Origin of the sequence: Pseudovibrio sp. POLY-S9 (assembly GCF_001431305.1) — a bacterium.
Lineage (GTDB): Bacteria > Pseudomonadota > Alphaproteobacteria > Rhizobiales > Stappiaceae > Pseudovibrio.
On record NZ_LCWX01000197.1, the window covers coordinates 24,081 to 42,065 of the forward strand.

Here is a 17,985-nt window from a genome sequence, read left to right on the forward strand (position 1 = left end):
GCATTCATGACTAGTTCCCCCACCGTCTCTTCCAAACCAAAGCTGGTTTTAAAACCGGGAGAAATTGCGCTTTCTCAGCTTCAGCAGATCTATCGCACTGAAGCCAACGTAGAACTGGACCGCTCTTGCAAAGAGGGTGTTGAACGGGCTGCAGCTGTTGTGCATGCAGCGGCACAGGGTGACACACCGGTGTATGGGGTGAATACGGGATTTGGGAAGCTTGCTTCTGTCAAAATCCCTAGTGATGATACTGCTACCCTACAGAGAAACCTCATTCTTTCGCATTGCTGCGGCGTTGGTGATGTGCTGCCGCAAAACATTGTGCGTTTGGTGATTGTGCTAAAACTCGCCTCGCTGGGTCGCGGCGCATCCGGTGTGCGGTGGGAGTTGATTGAGTGTCTTGAGCAGATGCTGGCGCACAATGTTGTGCCAGTGGTTCCTGGTCAGGGAAGTGTGGGGGCTTCCGGTGACCTGGCTCCACTTTCTCACGTTGCAGCTGTGATGCTCGGTGAAGGAGAGGCCTTCTTTGGCGGTGTGCGCGTTTCTGGCAAAGAAGCGATGCAGTTGGCTGGTATTCCGACTATTCAACTGGCAGCGAAAGAAGGCCTTGCGCTAATCAATGGCACGCAGGTTTCAACTGCACTTGCTCTTGCGGGTCTGTTCCAGGCACATCGTCTTGCGAGGACTGCGTTGATTACCGGTGCTATGTCCGTTGATGCGTTGATGGGCTCTGGCGCTCCGTTCCGCCCTGAGATCCAAGAGCTGCGCGGTCATAAAGGCCAGATTTCTGCCGCCGCGACCATTCGCGAGCTGATGTCTGGCTCAGCGATCAGAGAAAGCCACCGCGAGGATGATGAGCGCGTGCAAGATCCGTACTGCCTGCGCTGTCAACCTCAGGTGATGGGCGCTGTACTGGGGCTTCTTGCTCAGGTTGCTTATACGCTTGAGATTGAAGCCAATGCAGTGACTGATAACCCGCTTGTTTTCAAAGACGGCTCCATTGTTTCCGGCGGCAATTTCCATGCTGAACCGGTTGCGTTTGCTGCTGACCAGACCGCTCTCGCCATTTCCGAGATTGGCGCAATCTCGCAGCGCCGGATTGCTACGCTGGTTGATCCAGCGCTGAACTATGGTCTGCCGCCGTTCCTGACACCAAATCCGGGCCTCAACTCCGGCTTTATGATCGCGGACGTGACCTCTGCTGCCCTTTACAGCGAGAACAAACAGCGTGCGGCACCTTGCTCCGTAGATTCAACGCCGACCAGTGCCAATCAGGAAGACCATGTTTCCATGGCAACCCATGCGGCGCGGCGTTTGATTGATATGAGTGCGAACCTTTCCCAGATCATCGGCATTGAACTGCTGATGGCCGCTCAGGGCATTGAATTCCGCGTTCCGCTCAAAACCAGCCCAATCTTGCAGGAAGTTATCGCAGCCGTACGGACTGAGGTGGAAGAACTGGAAGATGATCGCTACATGGCGCCGGATTTGGAAAAAGCGGCTGAACTTGTTGCTTCTGGTCGAATTTTTGATGCTGCCAGCAAAGCTCAGTTTTTCAAGTTAGAGGAGGCCTAATTGACCTATTCTTTCTCCCCTCTGATCAAACGAGGCGACAGCCCGATTGTGCTGGCTCAGCCGCATGGGGGCACTGATGTGCCTTTAAACATCTGGGACAGGTTCAATACAGTGGGACAAGCGCTGGCCGATACGGACTGGCACATCAATCGCCTTTATGATGGCCTACTGGAAAACATGAGTGTAATCCAAACACCGGTGCATCGCTATGTGATTGATGCCAATCGCGACCCTGCAGGTGCCTCGCTTTATCCGGGGCAGAACACGACCACTCTTTGCCCGCTGACTGACTTTGACGGACGCCCGATTTACCGTGACGGGCAAGAGCCATCTGAGGATGAAGTTGAAGAACGTCGCGCAAAGTTCCACGCACCGTATCACGAGGCGATTGCGGAAGAGCTGGAGCGTGTGCGGCAGAAGTTTGGTGTTGCTGTTCTTTACGACTGCCATTCCATCCGCTCCAACATCCCGTTTCTGTTTGAAGGTGAACTACCAGTCTTCAACATTGGCAGTAATGTTGGGCAGACCTGTGCTCCGATGATTGAGCAAATCACCGTTGATGCTTGCCGGCAGGATGACAGCGTGGAAACGGTGGTCAATGCCCGCTTTAAAGGCGGCTGGACTACACGCCATTATGGCAAGCCCGAGACTGGCATGCATGCCATTCAGATGGAGACAGCGCAGCGGGCCTATATGTTTGAGCAGAGCCCGTGGGCTTACGCTCCAGAGCGCGCGGACAAGACACGCACCACTCTCAAATCCATTCTTACTCAGTTAGAAGCGCAGGCCCTTGCAGGGGCATTTTCAAACGCCAGTACAAGTCGCAAACGGAGCCGACAATGACCGATACGCTCACTCAAGACCCTCGCAAGAATACGCGCGATATCTTTCCACCAACCGGGCCAGAGTTGAATGCCAAAAGCTGGCTGACGGAAGCACCGTTGCGCATGCTTATGAACAACCTGCACCCTGATGTGGCTGAAAACCCGCATGAACTGGTGGTGTATGGTGGCATTGGCCGTGCTGCGCGCACATGGAAAGATTTCGACACCATTGTCGAGAGCCTCAAAAAGCTGGAAGCTGATGAAACCTTGCTAGTTCAATCCGGCAAGCCGGTTGGTGTGTTCCGCACGCATGAGAATGCACCACGTGTTTTGATCGCTAACTCCAACCTTGTACCGCATTGGGCAAACTGGGATCACTTTAACGAGCTGGATAAAAAAGGTCTGGCAATGTACGGCCAGATGACTGCTGGTTCGTGGATTTACATTGGCTCCCAGGGCATTGTTCAGGGCACTTACGAAACCTTTGTTGAGGCAGGTCGTCAGCACTATGGTGGAGACCTGAAGGGCAAGTGGATCCTGACTGGCGGTCTTGGCGGTATGGGGGGCGCTCAGCCGCTTGCTGCAGTCATGGCTGGTGCGTCTTGTCTGGCCGTTGAGTGTAACGAAGACAGCATCGATTTCCGCCTGCGCACCAAATACGTCGATGAGAAAGCCAAGACGCTTGATGAAGCGCTGGAGATGATTGAGCGCTGGACTGCAGCTGGTGAGGCTAAATCCGTCGGCCTGCTCGGTAATGCAGCTGACATCTTCGCAGAGCTGGTTGAGCGGGGCGTTCGTCCGGATATCGTGACAGACCAGACGTCTGCTCATGACCCGATCAATGGATACCTGCCACAGGGCTGGACCATGGCGCAGTGGAAAGAAAAACGCGAGAGCGATCCGAAGGTCGTTGAGAAAGCGGCCCGTGCCTCCATGAAAGTACATGTGAAGGCGATGCTGGACTTCCATGAGCGCGGTATTCCGACGGTAGATTACGGCAACAATATCCGTCAGATGGCATTTGAAGAAGGCTTAGAGAACGCCTTCAACTTCCCAGGATTTGTCCCTGCCTACATTCGTCCGTTGTTCTGTAAAGGTGTTGGTCCATTCCGTTGGGCAGCGCTTTCTGGTGATCCAGAGGACATCTACAAGACAGACCAAAAGGTGAAGGAGCTCATTCCTGATGATCCGCACCTTCATAACTGGCTGGACATGGCGCGGGAGCGTATTTCCATCCAAGGGCTGCCAGCACGAATCTGCTGGGTCGGTCTGGGTCAGCGTCATCGTCTCGGTCTTGCGTTTAACGAGATGGTTCGCAATGGCGAGCTGAAAGCGCCTGTTGTGATTGGTCGCGACCATCTGGATTCCGGCTCTGTCGCCTCTCCAAACCGCGAAACTGAATCCATGATGGATGGCTCTGATGCTGTTTCTGACTGGCCCCTGCTTAATGCGCTGTTGAACACTGCTTCTGGCGCAACATGGGTGTCTCTGCACCATGGCGGTGGTGTCGGCATGGGCTTTTCCCAGCATTCCGGCATGGTGATTTGTTGTGACGGAACGAAAGAAGCTGATGAGCGTGTTGGCCGTGTGCTGTGGAATGACCCTGCGACAGGTGTCATGCGCCATGCGGACGCAGGCTACCAATTGGCAATTGATTGCGCCAAGGAGAATGGTTTGAACTTACCATCTCTAGGTAAGTAACTGACTCGGGAGCACAAACCTTTCCTGATTGAGTCAGTTCCTCCATTTCCGGGCAAACTAGTCTAGCCGCGTATTCTGGCACTCCAGACTTTAAACAAAAACCGATGAGGGACCGCAGTTCGCGGCCCCTTGTTATTCTAATTTTTGAGGGGAAAAATTATGAAAAGACGTGATTTTCTTAAGGGTGCAGGTGTTGCCGCAACTGGCGTCGCCGCTGCTTCTGCTTTGGCAGCTCCGGCTGTTGCTTCCGACAAGATCAAATGGAAGATGGTTACCTCGTGGCCAAAGAATCTTCCGGGTCCTGGCGTTGCAGCGCAGATGCTTGCAGACCGTATTACCATGCTTTCTGGTGGCCGCATTGAGGTAAAACTCTATGCAGCTGGTGAGCTGGTTCCGGGTCGTGGTGTGTTTGATGCAGTATCGGAGGGAACTGCTGAACTTTACCACTCTGTCCCTGCATACTGGGGCTCCAAGTCCAAAGGCTTCCTGCTGTTTGGTTCTCAGCCTTTCGGTTTGACCGCAGATGAGCAATATGGCTGGATGGCGCATGGCGGTGGTCAGGCTCTCTATGATGAGATGTATGCCCGCTTTAACCTGAAGCCGTTCCTGTGTGGCAACTCAGGCCCACAAGCAGCTGGTTGGTTCCGCACCGAAATCAACTCGGCTGAGGACCTGAAAGGTCTGCGCTTCCGTACCACCGGTCTTGCTTCTGAGATGTGCACCAAGATGGGCATGGCTGTTCAGGCAATGGGTGGCCGCGACATGTTCCAGGCGCTTCAGACAGGAACACTGGATGCCGGTGAGTTTATCGGTCCCTGGACGGACTCTGCTCTAGGCTTCTATCAGGTTGCCAAGAACTATTACTTCCCGGGTGTGGGTGAGCCATCTTCAGCTGAAGAATGTGCTGTGAACTCTGAGGCTTACAATGCTCTCCCTGATGACCTGAAGCAGGTTGTCGCGTTTGCGTGTTCCTCGCTCTACAACGATGTTTGGACTGAATACACCACCAACCATGCTAAGGCTTTGAAGATGCTGGTTGCGGAAAAAGGTGTCATGGTTCGCAACATGCCAGAAGACGTTATTCTGGCAATGGGCAACGCTGCTGGTGAAGTGATTGGCGAACTGCGTCAGAACGATGATGAACTGGTGAAGCGCATCACTGAGAGCTTCCTCACCTATCGTGAATCCATGAAGGAATACAAACCTCTGGCAGATAATGGTCAGATGAATATGCGCCTTCTGGACATCAACTACGGTTAAGTTGCAGTGTTCTGGCAAACTGCCAGTTTGTCAGAATTTTCAGCACGATATTCAGTCGGGGTACATCACCCCGGCTGCTCTCCTGCTTTCCTCAGTTTAGTACGCTCCTTTCTCCGAAAGCCAATAGCTATTTTTCGAAGGTGCGCTCTAGAAAGCCAAGAAAAAACTCTGGCCTGATCGGATTCTACCGATGACCTCTGTTGTCTTGAAACTCGACGCTATCAACCGCATGGTTGGCCATACCATTCGTTGGTTTGCGTTGTTTATGTTGCTTTTGCAGTTTGCGATTGTTTTGCTGCGCTATCTGTTTGGCATCAGCTACATCTTTCTCGGCGAAGGCGTGCTCTACATGCATGCCGCCGTTTTCATGCTTGGCGCGGGCTATACGCTTCTGGCTGACAAGCATGTGCGCGTTGACATCTTTTATGGGCAGGCCTCACCTAAGGCCAAAGCCATCATCAATCTGATTGGCGCTTTGCTCTTTCTGTTGCCAACTGTCGGGCTGCTGCTCTGGATCAGTTGGCCGTTCGTTTCCAACAGCTGGAAGATCCTAGAGGGGCCAATCTCTGTTGGCGGTATACCTGCGAGCTTTTTGCTTAAGAGTCTTATTCCAGCATTTTGCAGTCTTCTAATCATTCAGGGCGTTTCCGGCATTTTGCGCGACGGCCTCTTCTTGTGTGGTGTTGATGTTGAGGAGCCAAAGCTGTGATTGAGTTTCTCGATATCTTTATGTTCGCCGGCTTGTGCTTTGCGATTTTGCTGGGCTATCCCGTTGCTTTCACAATTGCTGGTGTGGCCGTTCTCTTCGCAATTCTTGGAGCATTGGCTGGCACGTTTGATACCGGCCTGCTGGGTGCGCTTTCGCAGCGTATTTTCGGCACGATGACAAACAACGTGCTGATTGCGATCCCGCTCTTTGTCTTCATGGGGCTTGTGCTTGAACGCAGCCGCATTGCTGAAGACCTGCTGGAAGAAATGGGCAAGTTGTTCGGTTCTCTTCGTGGCGGTTTGGGTATTTCCGTTGTGCTCGTTGGTGGGTTGCTCGCAGCTTCTACTGGTATTGTGGGTGCAACTGTGGTGACGATGGCATTGATTGCTTTGCCAACGATGCTGCGTAATGGCTACGATCCGAAACTAGCTGCTGGTACGGTTTGTACAGCAGGCACTTTGGGGCAGATTATCCCTCCTTCAACGCTTCTGATCATTCTTTCTGAGGTGATGTCCAACGCCTATCAGCAGGCTCAGTTTGCTGAGGGCAAGTTCACCGTTGAGACAATCAGTGTGGGGCAAACATTTGCTGCAGCGCTGGTCCCCGGATTGATGTTGGTGGGTGTTTACATCGTCTATCTGCTTGTCCGCGCCTATCTTCAGCCAAGCTGTGCGCCTGCTATGGACAAGCAAGTGCTGGGTACAACTTCAGTGCGCCGTATCGCGTCTGTGCTCATTCCACCTGTGGCTCTGATTATTGCTGTTCTGGGCTCTATTCTGGGAGGTGTCGCAACGCCAACGGAAGCTGCTGCGGTTGGTGCTGTTGGCGCTTTGCTGCTTGCTGGTTTCCGGCTGAGCAACGGCAAATCCAACCTCCTGCTCGGAGCAAGCGTCATCGCATTGATGGCAGTGATTACTCTTGCAGGCTTTACGACTATTCGCTTGCAAAAGAGCGAGCTGACAGCTGCGGACTGGGGTTTGGCGTTTGTTGCGATTGTGCTATTGATCATCGGCATCAGTGGTCTGCTTCAAAGCGTGATGCGCATGTGGCGATCTCAGCTGTTAGCGCCAGTGATGACCAATACGCTCTCAATCTCGGCCATGATCTTTGCGACCATTATTGGTGCGAGTGTGTTCTCGCTGATCTTCCGCGGCCTTGGTGGTGATACACGTATTGAAGAGCTGATTTCTGCGATGCCAGGCGGTGAAATGGGGGCCTTACTGTTTGTAATGGCCTTGATCTTCGCACTGGGCTTTTTCATGGACTTCGTTGAGATCTCGGTGATCTTGCTTCCGATCGTTGGCCCTACCCTGCTGATGATGGGCTTTGATCCAATCTGGCTCTCCGTAATGATAGCCATAAACCTGCAAACCAGCTTCCTGACGCCGCCGTTTGGTTTCTCGCTGTTTTACCTACGCGGGGCAGCACCGCCTGAGATCACAACAGGCATGATCTACAAAGGGGTGTTGCCTTACATCCTGCTGCAGATTGTCGGGATGGCACTGGTCTGGTTCTTCCCTCAGATAGCGACATGGCTGCCGTCAGTTTTATTCTGACCGCAGGACATCATTGGAAGTTGGGAAAGGCTGGATATCGCGTCCAGCCTTTTTTCATGGGTTCATTTCCATGAAGCTCTCCGGCGGGATCCAGGTTTCCGGCATATGCTTGTTGGCCCATCGGCACATTTCCTGAAGCACAGGTAGAATGTCCCTCCCCGTCTCAGACAAGAGATATTGGTAGCGTTTTGGGTTCGGTTGATAGAGCTCTTTTTTCACCAATCCAGCCGCTTCCAACTGGTTGAGGCGCACTGTCAGAACGCTCGTGGTTATCTTCTCCGGTGAGCTCAGAAACTCTGAAAAGATCTTCTTTCCATTGAACATGTCCCGCAGGATCAGGAGGCTCCAACGGTCTCCTACAATATCCAGCGTATTTGCGATCGGGCAGCCGGAACGGTTTTCGGTTGACATACCGCCAATCTCTCCCATGGTGAATAGTGACTTGCAATTTACAAGTCACCAAGTCATCTCTCAACACTGACTAAGGATAGTATCATGGAAAGCGCTTTTACAGGGTCCTGCCTTTGCGGGAATGTACAGCTGAAATCCACAATGAAGCTGCAGATTACCGCACACTGTCACTGTGATGACTGTCGCAAGTCGTCCGGAACAGGACATTGCACTCATGCAGCTCTGCCCAAAGAGGCGGTTGAAGTGACTGGGGAGCTCACATTTTTCGACAAGCCTGCAAATAGTGGAAATGTGGTCACAAGGGGCTTTTGCCCAACCTGCGGCAGTGCTGTTTACTCACTCAACTCAGCCATGACAGATTTGATCTTTGTGCGTGCATCTGCTGTGGACCAGCCGGAGATCATCGAGCCTCAGGTAAACGTGTATTCCAGTAGAGCACCATCGTGGGATGAGATTGATCCGAAGCTTCCGGCATTCCCGGAAATGCCTCCGCAAGGCTCACGAGAAGTTATCGAAGAAGGTGTTAGCAGCTAGCGCTTCATTCCTGTGATGCAGGTACGCGCTCACCCCCAACGTAGCGCGGTCTGTTTTTCCAGAGCAAACAGAAACGGGGGGAGCAATGCTCCCCCCGTCGCAGGCAATTCAGAGATTAAGGAAGAAAACTCTCTTACATTGCCAAGGAGATAAAGATACCCGCGATCGCCGCGCTCATGAGGTTGGAGCAGGTTGCTGCCAACAGAGTGCGAGGACCGTACTTCGCGATGAAGTTCATGCGGTTTGGAGCCAGAACACCCAGACCACCAATGAGAATACCCATGGAAGAGATGTTCGCGAAGCCGCAGAGAGCGAAGGAAACGATTGCCTTGGTCTTTTCCTGAATGACAGGCAGACCCATGTCGATTGCTGTGGCATCTACGAGGTAGTTCTTCAGGTCGAGGTACGCCACGAATTCGTTGACGACCAGTTTTTTACCGATCAGAGAACCTGCAACACCGATGTCAGCCATTGGAACACCCAGCAGGTAAGCAATTGGAGCAAAGATCCAGCCGAGGATCATTTCCAGAGACAAGCTGAAGCCTGCCAGATCACCAACACTGCCGAGGATCAGGTTCACCAGAGTGATGAGACCGATCATTGCAACAAGGTTTGCACCGATCGCGCCAGCAAGCTGAAGACCATTCATTGCGCCCTGACCAGCAGCAGCCAGCACGTTTTCTGGCTTTTCGTCACCAAAGTCAGCGCTTGTGTCTACTGTGTAGTTCACTTCTTTGGTTTCAGGCATAATGAGTTTTGCGAAGAGAAGACCACCTGGTGCAGCCATGAAGGATGCAGCGAGCAGGAATTCGATCTTAACACCCATCAGCGCGTAGCCGCCGAGAACGGTACCAGCAACAGACGCCATACCACCGCACATGATAGCGAAGAACTCACTATCAGACATCTTAGGCATGTAAGGCTTCACAACCAGTGGAGCTTCTGTCTGACCAACAAAAACGTTGGAAACCGCAGACATGGATTCTGCCTGAGATGTACCGAGCAGTCTTGCCATGCCACCGCCGATGACACGAATGACGACCTGCATAACACCGAGGTGGTACAGAACTGCAATCAGAGCGGAGAAGAAAATAACGAGGCAAAGCACGTTGAAGGCAAACACGAAGCCAACAGTTTCAGAAAGTGAACCGTTGGTGAGGTTGCCGAAAAGGAAGTTAACGCCGGAACGACCACTGTCGATCACACCGGAAATGCCCTTTGACATTGCATGAAGAATAGCACGGCCAGCTGGAACGTAGAGCACGAAAGCGCCGATACCAATCTGTAGAGCCAGCGCACCACCTACGGTGCGGAGATTGATCGCCTTGCGATTGGTTGAAACCAATACAGCAATAACAATCAGTGTAGCGATGCCAAGAAAACCTGTTGCGAACATTATGAGCTCCTCCCAGAGGCTCTGAGTAAGTTGTTGATTATGGTTGGGGAGAAATTTGAAGCGCCGGAAGGCGACTAACCGTACCCACCTTCACGTGGACAGTTGAGATGGCCACCCGCATCCAACAAATGTTTTGTCATTGAAAAACAATGCAAAACACCTGCGATTGTAGAACCCTCTAGTGCTTCATCAGGAATTGTCAGTGCTGAGGATATACACACGGTGGGAGTTCGCGAGTATGAGCCATCAGTCTCTGTGAACGTGCGATATACGACAGGCGCAGTACACTCACCTTGCGTAGGTGCGAATGTGAACTGACCCGATTGCATAGTTTGCCTCACCTTTTATTTAATTCCCTTTGGTGAGGGCAACCTAGTTGCCTAAGAGGCAATTATTAAGTTTTTTAAATATATCAATCGTTTCGAAGTTCGAAACAAACTAGAAAATATTACGTAGAAAACCACGCCACATACGGATTATTTCGTAGATTATAGTTCTTACAGAACATATAGAATAAAAATAGTAGAACTTTAAGAGCTACAACCTAGAACAAAATAAGAATAACAAAACAAGTTCATGCACGATCTAATCACATCAGGCCGCATTACTTTGCGAATGCTGCGTTACTTCCATCAAGTGTCAGTAAGTGGACACTTTGGGCGTGCGGCGGAAGAGCTGCATATTTCTAAGTCACCTATGTCCATACAAATCAAAGAGTTGGAAGTTGCCCTCGGTCTTTCTCTCTTTCAGCGTGACTCACGAAATGTTTCTCTGACTGCTGCAGGGCGCGTGCTGAAACGTGAGTGCGAGCAGATTTTCAATACGTTGGATTACGCCATCACCAACACCCAGCGGCAGGGACGTGCGGAAAACTCGACCCTCAGCATCGGGATGGTGAGCAGCGCCTTTCTGGATGGATTTGCGAACCTGCTCTCGGATTTCAAGAGCAAGCATCCGGATTGTTCTCTGAATTTTACCGAGTTGGCGCCCAATCAACAGAAGGAAGCGCTGGATGGCGGCATCATTGATCTGGGCATCTGCCGCTATGGCGATACACTCAATGAGCCAGCCTTAAACTCAAAAGTATTGGTGAGAGAAAACCTTACACTGGCAGTGCCTAGCACGCACCCTCTCAAGGATCGCAGGGTGGTGGGACTGGAAGAGCTAAAAGATGAGGAAATGGCTGTTTTGGACCGGAGCATGTCCAACTCGACGCCATTTTTGATTGCAAGATGTAAGGATCAGGGCTTCTACCCCAAAGCCGCTTTTGAGGTTCAGGAGCCAAGTACCTTGCTGGCGCTGGTTGCTTCCGGTCAGGCGATTGCTTTGGTTAGCGACTGTTTTCGTAGTCAGAAATCCAAGAATGTGCGTTTCATTCGCTTGAAGGAAGACATTCCGGCAGACCTTTGCGCAATTTACAAAAAGAACTATGAAACCGATATCTTGCGCAAGTTTCTGCAGTTTATCGAGTTTGACTACAAACCGCAGATTGATGAGAACTGAGGGAACCCCATATCTTCCCTCAGTTTAAACTCTAAGCAGTTTCCTGTTCAGAAATGCTGACGTCCATCCGCTTTTCCGTATCAGCATTAAAGAGATGTACGCCCGACAATGTCAGCTCCACGTAGACCTGGTCACCAGTTCGGCGCGTTATCTCTGGATCTTCGCGAACAACCATATGCTCGCCAGTTTCCAACTCAACATGCACATAAGTGGTATCCCCCAGATACTCTTCCAGTAAGACTTCTGCCTTCAGATAACTCTCCCCTGCTTCATCGTGCAAAATGCCCTGAGACGGACGGATACCGAGTGTGACATTTGTCGGAATGACCGAAGCCTTGTTGGAGATAGGGAGTAGCGTCCCATCCTTAAGCTGCGCACTGTTTTCACTCAGTTTTTCCAGCTGCAAAAAATTCATATTGGGTGAGCCGATGAAACTGGCCACGAACAGGTTTGCTGGGCGCTCATAAAGATCTCGCGGTGTGCCGACCTGCTGGACCTCGCCGTCATTCAGAACCACGATACGATCTGCCAGTGTCATAGCCTCGACCTGATCGTGGGTCACATACACCATGGTTGCTGACAGACGTTGATGAAGGCGCGCGATTTCCAACCGCACTTGCCCACGCAATGCTGCATCCAGATTTGAGAGAGGTTCATCAAACAGGAAAATTTTGGGATCTCTCACAATCGCACGGCCAATTGCAACACGTTGGCGCTGTCCACCTGAGAGCTGAGAGGGCTTTCGGTCCATCAACGCGTCCAGCTCCAGCGCACGGGCACTTTCAGCAACGCGATCCTTGATTTCTGCCTTTGAATACCCTGCCTGCTTTAGGACCAGCTCCATGTTTCCCCGCACACTTAAATGCGGGTAGAGCGCGTAGGTCTGGAAGACCATGGCGATCTCACGCTTCGATGGCGGCAGGTGTGCGATGGATTTGCCTTCAATGGCGATATCGCCCGCACTTTCGTCTTCCAGCCCTGCCATGATGCGCAGGAGTGTGGATTTTCCGCAGCCGGATGGTCCGAGCAAGACGAGGAATTCACCGGATTGGATATCAAGGTTGATACCATCCAACACATTCTCAGCACCGAAAGACTTGTAGAGGGATGAGATTTTCAAGTTAGCCATATTACAAGTCCAGTTTCTGAGCTGTGCCTGTGCGCACAGCCTGATCTGCCGCCAATACGACAGCTAGAGAATTTACCGCTGCATTCATGTGATCTTCTAAATCCAGCCCTTCACGGATAGCTGTGAGCACAAAGGCTTGCTCGCGATCACACAGGGCTTGATGCCCCGGTTCACCATCCATGCTGAGTACATCGTCTTTGCGTGCAAACTCGCCGTTCGCATCCGTTTCTCCGTAATGAACCCGGATGGTGGAGGTTTTGGTGTGCATGTCGATATCGTCCGAACGGGCCTCGCCTTCCATAACAATCGAGACGCTGCCATTTTTCGAGACGACATCTTTTACGAAGAACGCAGTTTCCGACATCATCGGGCCCCACCCTGCCTCGTACCAACCGACGGAGCCATCCTCGAACTGGACTTGCAGATGGCCGTAATTGTACATGTCCTCGGGAAGTTCATCACTCAGGCGCACGCCCATGCCACGCACTTCAACGGGCTTTGCATCAGTGATCTGGCACATGACATCGATGTAGTGGACGCCGCAATCCACGATGGGCGATGTTGTTTGCATCAGCTGTTTATGGGTTTGCCATGTTGCGCCGCTGGATTGCTGATTGAGGTTCATGCGGAAGACGTAAGGCCCGCCCAGTTTGCGCGACTGCTCTATGAGGGTTGTCCATGATGGGTGATGGCGCAGGATATAACCAACCACCAGTTTCCGTCCCAGCTTGCGAGCAGTTTCCACGACACTTTGAGCATCTTCCAGAGTGGTTGCCAGTGGCTTTTCTACAAACACATCTGCCCCTGCTTCCATCGCCATGACTGCATATTCAGCATGGCTGTCTGAATAAGTGCAGATGGACACAAGATCGGGTTTGGTTTCGACCAGAGCTTGCGCGAAATCAGATTGGATGGTGTAGCTACTCAACTCTTCAGGCAATTCCACCGGTGATCGATTGACCAGCCCTACGATCTCAAATCCCGGATTGGTCCCATACGCCAGAGCATGGGATTTTCCCATGTTTCCTAGGCCAGCCACGAGCACGCGGATAGGTTTGTTACTCATTTGACTGCTCCAGATGTTAGGCCCCGAATGAGTTGGCGCGAGAAGAGCGTGTAGAGAATGAGGACCGGAATGACTGCCAGTGCCATAGCCGCGAGAATTGCGTTCCAGTTGTTGGAGTATTGCCCAACGAACACCTGAGCGCCCAGTGTGAGTGTTTTGGTATGCTCTGCGGGAGCCAGAACGAGTGGGAACCAGAGATCATTCCAAATCGGGATCATAGAGAAGACAGCCACTGTTGCCATTGCGGGTCTGATGAGAGGCAGTACGAGGCGTAAGAAGATGGAGTATTCTGAAAGGCCATCAATACGACCAGCAGATTTGAGGTCTGATGACACTGTCGACATGAACTCGGAGAGAATGAAGATCGCCAGTGGCAGGCCTTGCGCTGTGTAGACCAGTATGAGAGCCCAATGCGTGTTCACGAGATCCGTTGCGACCATCAAGCGGAGAATTCCGACAGTTCCCAGACGGATCGGGATCATAATGCCCAGTGCCATATAGAGGCCCATGAGGCGATTGCCGCGGAACTTGTATTCACTGAGCGCAAAGGCTGCCATTGCCCCAAACAGGAGAATGAGACACAGGCTCGCGCCGGTCACGAACAGCGAGTTCCAGAAATATAACGGGAAGTTGCCTTGCTGCAGCACTGTTGAATACCCAACCAGATCCAATGTTTCGGAGGTTGGGAGTTCCAAGGGCTTGCGGAAGATTGCTTTTTTGGTTTTGAGCGAATTGATGAGAATGAGAAGAACAGGGAAAAGCGCGATCACTGCAAACGTGAGCAGGATTACATGCGCTCCCAGTTCTGCCATTCGGTTTCGTCTTGCACGAGAAATAGCCATTTGCGCCTCACATCTCGTAGCGGGTCAGCTTGCGCTGAATAAAGAAGAGATAGACAGCAACACCCATCAGGATGATGAAGAACATCACCGTTGCAATGGCGGCGCCCATGTTGGGATCACCGGGTTGCAACTGTTGCCCGTAAAACGTTCGATACAAGATCGTGCCCAGCAGGTCTGTCGAGAAATTTGGCCCCGCAAGCGGCCCCTGTGTGGTGTAGATCAAATCAAACGCGTTGAAGTTGCCCACGAAGGTTAGGATAGAGATGACGCCGATGGTTGGCAGGATCAGGACCAGCTTGATCTTGAAGAACTGGGAAATGCCGGTCACGCCATCACATTCAGCTGCTTCAATCACCTCGTCAGGAATGGAGAGAAGCGCAGCATAAATCAGCATCATTGGAATGCCGATGAACTGCCAGACAGAGATGAGTGAAAGCGTGGTCAGCGCTGTTTCCTCTTTACCGAGGAACGGTAGATACCAACTGCCAACTCCGACAGACTTCATCAGACCTTTGGAAACACCCCATAACGGGGAGAGCATGAGCTTCCAGACGAACCCGACGACAACGAAGGACAGAAGGGTCGGCATGAAGATGGCAGTGCGATAAAACTTCTTGCCCGGCAGATGCACCATGGAAAGCAAAGCCGCAATCAGGACACCAATCGGATTTTGCACCAGCATGTGGATCAGGAAGAAATAGCAGTTGTTCCAAAGCGAATTGAGGAACGGCTTGACCCAGTACGGATCGAAGAACAGCTTGATGTAGTTTTCCAAGCCGACAAACGAGATCACTTGCGTTGTCGTATCTCTTTGGAAGAACGAAAAGCGCAGGGTTTCTGCCAGCGGCAGGATCATAATCATCGTGTAAACGATGACTGCCGGTGCCAGAAATACAAGTACATGCCAGCGGAACGGCTTCTTCTTCCGCTCACTGACCATAAGGTCCTGTTCCAATTCCATCATCTCTCATTGCAATGCAGATGCGCGGGTCAGTCCGCACATCTGCTGTTTTGTATTCAGTCAGAGAGATGGCTTAATCCATCTGAGGTTCGTACCAGGCACTCAGGCCCTTCTGAAGCTGGTTCGCTGCATCCGCAGGTGTCTGCTTGCCATTGATGACGTTTGCAGACACGACCCACATTTCGTTCCAGAGGTTTGGAGTACCGCGAGAAACGATCTGTGCCGCAGAGCGATTGGTGGACTGACAGTCTTTACGCCAGGAGATGAACTCGTCCGCCAGTGGATCAGTGAGCGAGATCTCATGCTTGGACAAAGAGAAGAAGCCCGGCACAGCGTTGGAATAGAGTTCTGCGAACTCTTTGGTGCCCATCCACTCAAGGAACTTCATGGCAGCTTCAGAATTTGGCGAGGCCGCATTCAGGCCAATGCCGATGTCAGTGTGGTCTGAGATGTAGCAGCTGTCACCCTCTGCTGGCAGAGGTGGGCGGAAGGCGCCAAGCTCGAAGTCTGAATCGCGGTTGAAGCCTGCAATTTCCCAAGAGCCTGATGGATAGATTGCAGCGCGGCCCAGTGTGAACAGTGTCTGGCTATCCGGATAGGATTGAGCTTCATAGCCATCCCCAAGGTACGGCCCCCAGCTTGCCAGCACTTCAAACGGCTTTACCCAGCCATCATCCGTCAACTTGCCGGTGCCAGCAACGATTGCTTTACGACCTTCCTCACCTTTCCAGTACATTGGCCCAATATTCTGATAGCCCATTGCAGCGGATTCCCACTGATCCAATGTACCCATCGCCATTGGGATGTAATTGCCGTCTTCCTTGATCTTGTCGAGAACAGCAATGAACTCTGCCTGAGTTTTTGGTGGTTCAACACCGACTTCAGCAAAAGCATCCTTGTTGTAGATGAAGCCGTGGATCACAGCAGCCATTGGCACACAAAAGGTTGCGCTGCCATCATCTGTGCTCCACGCCCCTTTTGCTGAATCCGGGAAGTTGTCGAGGGTTGCCATGCCCTGCAGGTTCTTCAGGTAACCTTTGCTGTAAAGATCCAGCGACCCATCAAACGGACGGCATGTGATCAGATCACCAGCGGTTCCACCTTCCAGCTTTGCATTCAGTGCAGCGTTGTATTGCGTTGGAGCTGTTGGCGAGAATCTGATTTTGACCTCTGGATGCGCCTTCATAAACGCAGGCAGAATGGTTTCCTGCCAGATGCTCAAGTCGTCGTTACGCCAGCTCTCAATTGTCAGTTCTGAAGCAGCAAAAGCAAAGGATGCAGAGCCCAGAAGCAGGGATGCAGCAATGCCTGATGACAAATAGTGTTTCATTATTTCCTCCCATAACAAATAATCGAATACCGCTTTGAAAAACCGTCGGTATCGCAACTCGCCTGCCCCCCAGCGGGCGAATACTCCTGTTGGCGCATTACGATCTAAGCGGATCGCAATGCGCGCATAAATCAATCAGGTTGATGTAACCCAAGCACCCGAAGAGATTCTCCCAAATCTCCCTGAGTTTCATTCAAAACATTAGTGGCCTGTTGCTTTGTTGCCCCCAGCACCAGTAAGACAGCCAGCTTGATCTGACTGTCACTTTCATGCAGGGCAGCTGCGGCTTTTTCCTGAGAGCAAGCGGTGAGTGAGACCACCATGTCTTTGGCGCGCTGATCAAGCTTGATGTTGGTCAACTGCATATCCACCATGTAGCCGCGATATACCTTTTTCAACCGAACCATAAGCGCTGTAGAGAATAGGTTGAGCGCCGCTTTTTGGCTGGTGCCTGCGGATAATCTGGTTGATCCTGCCAATACTTCAGGACCCGTCCTTAACAGGATTTCATGCTCAGCATCGGCCAGTAACGGGCTTTGTGGATTGTTCGCCAGTGATATGGTCAGAGCCCCCGCGCCTCTGGCGGTTTGAATAGCAGAGCGGGTAAAAGGTGTGGTGCCGCTTGCTGCAACACCTAAAACGACATCAGAAGCGCTGACATTATTCTCCAAAATGAAAGCACGGCCTGCTTCTTCGCTGTCCTCACCGCCTTCCTGCGGGCGTAACAATCCAGCTTCACCGCCTGCCAGACCATAGATCAGGCGATGCTCTGGCCAGCCAAATGTAGGGATGAGTTCAATGCCATCCAGAACGCCCAGTCTGCCTGAGGTCCCTGCGCCGACGTAGACAAGTCGACCTTCGGTTCCCTGCAGTCTTTGGGCAGCAGCATCCACTGCGGCTTCCAGCTCTCCCAACGCAGACCAAACAGCGTTGAGGGCTTGCATTTGACCACCCAGCAAGGCTTTGAGGACTTCGTCAGTCCCCCATGTTTCCAAGCCTGCATAACGTGAAGATCTTTGCTCGGTTTCACGCCACTCCTGCGGATTGGAATGTTCTGGAAACCCCACTTTTTTGGATATGCTGGACACGAGACTCTCCCTGATACCAATAGCATACCAACAACTCACGATATGGCAATGATATATTAGAAAAGACCCGCAACTTGCGTAATCCCAATAGATTTCTAAC

At 51.9% G+C, this 17,985-nt stretch carries 16 protein-coding genes; 8 read left to right on the plus strand and 8 right to left on the minus strand.

Features of this window, described 5'->3' with window-relative positions:
• Nucleotides 1-6 precede the first annotated feature (6 nt).
• The 6 genes from hutH (at nucleotide 7) to PPL9_RS18690 (ending at nucleotide 7,625) form a co-directional block, all read left to right on the plus strand.
• Nucleotides 7-1,575, plus strand: coding sequence for a histidine ammonia-lyase (gene hutH, locus PPL9_RS18665; RefSeq protein ID WP_057464099.1), 1,569 nt, complete (start codon nucleotides 7-9; stop codon nucleotides 1,573-1,575).
• Nucleotides 1,576-2,418, plus strand: a complete 843-nt coding sequence (hutG, locus tag PPL9_RS18670; RefSeq protein ID WP_082596967.1) for an N-formylglutamate deformylase — start codon at nucleotides 1,576-1,578, stop codon at nucleotides 2,416-2,418.
• Nucleotides 2,415-4,100 carry a urocanate hydratase gene (gene hutU / locus PPL9_RS18675; protein ID WP_057464100.1) on the plus strand — a complete coding sequence of 562 codons (1,686 nt, stop codon included), beginning with the start codon at nucleotides 2,415-2,417 and terminating at the stop codon, nucleotides 4,098-4,100. The genes hutG and hutU overlap by 4 nt, the downstream gene beginning before the upstream one ends.
• Before the next feature lie 159 nt (nucleotides 4,101-4,259).
• On the plus strand, nucleotides 4,260-5,360 hold the full coding sequence (locus PPL9_RS18680; protein WP_057464101.1) for a TRAP transporter substrate-binding protein: 1,101 nt from the start codon (nucleotides 4,260-4,262) through the stop codon (nucleotides 5,358-5,360).
• A 190-nt stretch (nucleotides 5,361-5,550) separates the two neighbouring features.
• A complete protein-coding gene (locus tag PPL9_RS18685) occupies nucleotides 5,551-6,069 on the plus strand; it encodes a TRAP transporter small permease subunit (protein ID WP_057464102.1) in 519 nt (172 codons plus the stop codon).
• Nucleotides 6,066-7,625, plus strand: a complete 1,560-nt coding sequence (locus PPL9_RS18690; RefSeq protein WP_082596968.1) for a TRAP transporter large permease subunit — start codon at nucleotides 6,066-6,068, stop codon at nucleotides 7,623-7,625. Before PPL9_RS18685 ends, PPL9_RS18690 begins: the two co-directional genes overlap by 4 nt.
• Before the next feature lie 54 nt (nucleotides 7,626-7,679).
• On the opposite strand, the gene PPL9_RS18695 is transcribed toward PPL9_RS18690, so the two are convergent.
• Nucleotides 7,680-8,036, minus strand: a complete 357-nt coding sequence (locus PPL9_RS18695; RefSeq protein WP_057464141.1) for a helix-turn-helix domain-containing protein — start codon at nucleotides 8,034-8,036, stop codon at nucleotides 7,680-7,682.
• An 84-nt stretch (nucleotides 8,037-8,120) separates the two neighbouring features.
• Between PPL9_RS18695 and PPL9_RS18700 the strand changes: the two genes are divergently transcribed.
• Complete coding sequence (locus PPL9_RS18700) at nucleotides 8,121-8,570, plus strand: GFA family protein (protein ID WP_057464103.1); 450 nt, start codon at nucleotides 8,121-8,123, stop codon at nucleotides 8,568-8,570.
• A 133-nt stretch (nucleotides 8,571-8,703) separates the two neighbouring features.
• Here the strand turns inward: PPL9_RS18700 and PPL9_RS18705 are convergent, their stop codons facing one another.
• The gene (locus tag PPL9_RS18705; RefSeq protein ID WP_057464104.1) at nucleotides 8,704-9,966 is read right to left on the minus strand and encodes a NupC/NupG family nucleoside CNT transporter; all 1,263 of its coding nucleotides are present in this window, start codon (nucleotides 9,964-9,966) and stop codon (nucleotides 8,704-8,706) included.
• A 576-nt stretch (nucleotides 9,967-10,542) separates the two neighbouring features.
• On the opposite strand from PPL9_RS18705, the gene PPL9_RS18710 reads away from it, so the two are divergent.
• Entirely contained in the window at nucleotides 10,543-11,469 is a 927-nt protein-coding gene (locus PPL9_RS18710; RefSeq protein ID WP_057464105.1) for a LysR substrate-binding domain-containing protein, read from the plus strand.
• 31 nt (nucleotides 11,470-11,500) lie between these two features.
• Here PPL9_RS18710 and ugpC read toward each other — a convergent pair whose 3' ends face one another.
• The 6 genes from ugpC to PPL9_RS18740 form a co-directional block, all read right to left on the minus strand.
• Complete coding sequence (gene ugpC / locus PPL9_RS18715) at nucleotides 11,501-12,598, minus strand: sn-glycerol-3-phosphate ABC transporter ATP-binding protein UgpC (RefSeq protein WP_057464106.1); 1,098 nt, start codon at nucleotides 12,596-12,598, stop codon at nucleotides 11,501-11,503.
• A 1-nt stretch (nucleotide 12,599) separates the two neighbouring features.
• On the minus strand, nucleotides 12,600-13,664 hold the full coding sequence (locus PPL9_RS18720) for a Gfo/Idh/MocA family oxidoreductase (RefSeq protein WP_057464107.1): 1,065 nt from the start codon (nucleotides 13,662-13,664) through the stop codon (nucleotides 12,600-12,602).
• Nucleotides 13,661-14,506 (minus strand): carbohydrate ABC transporter permease, encoded by an 846-nt coding sequence (locus PPL9_RS18725; RefSeq protein WP_161831357.1) that lies wholly within the window; start codon nucleotides 14,504-14,506, stop codon nucleotides 13,661-13,663. Before PPL9_RS18725 ends, PPL9_RS18720 begins: the two co-directional genes overlap by 4 nt.
• Before the next feature lie 7 nt (nucleotides 14,507-14,513).
• Nucleotides 14,514-15,467 (minus strand): sugar ABC transporter permease, encoded by a 954-nt coding sequence (locus PPL9_RS18730; RefSeq protein WP_244273416.1) that lies wholly within the window; start codon nucleotides 15,465-15,467, stop codon nucleotides 14,514-14,516.
• A 73-nt stretch (nucleotides 15,468-15,540) separates the two neighbouring features.
• Nucleotides 15,541-16,797 (minus strand): ABC transporter substrate-binding protein, encoded by a 1,257-nt coding sequence (locus PPL9_RS18735; RefSeq protein ID WP_057464108.1) that lies wholly within the window; start codon nucleotides 16,795-16,797, stop codon nucleotides 15,541-15,543.
• Nucleotides 16,798-16,928: 131 nt separating this feature from the next.
• A complete protein-coding gene (locus tag PPL9_RS18740; protein WP_082596970.1) occupies nucleotides 16,929-17,885 on the minus strand; it encodes an N-acetylmuramic acid 6-phosphate etherase in 957 nt (318 codons plus the stop codon).
• Nucleotides 17,886-17,985 lie beyond the last annotated feature (100 nt).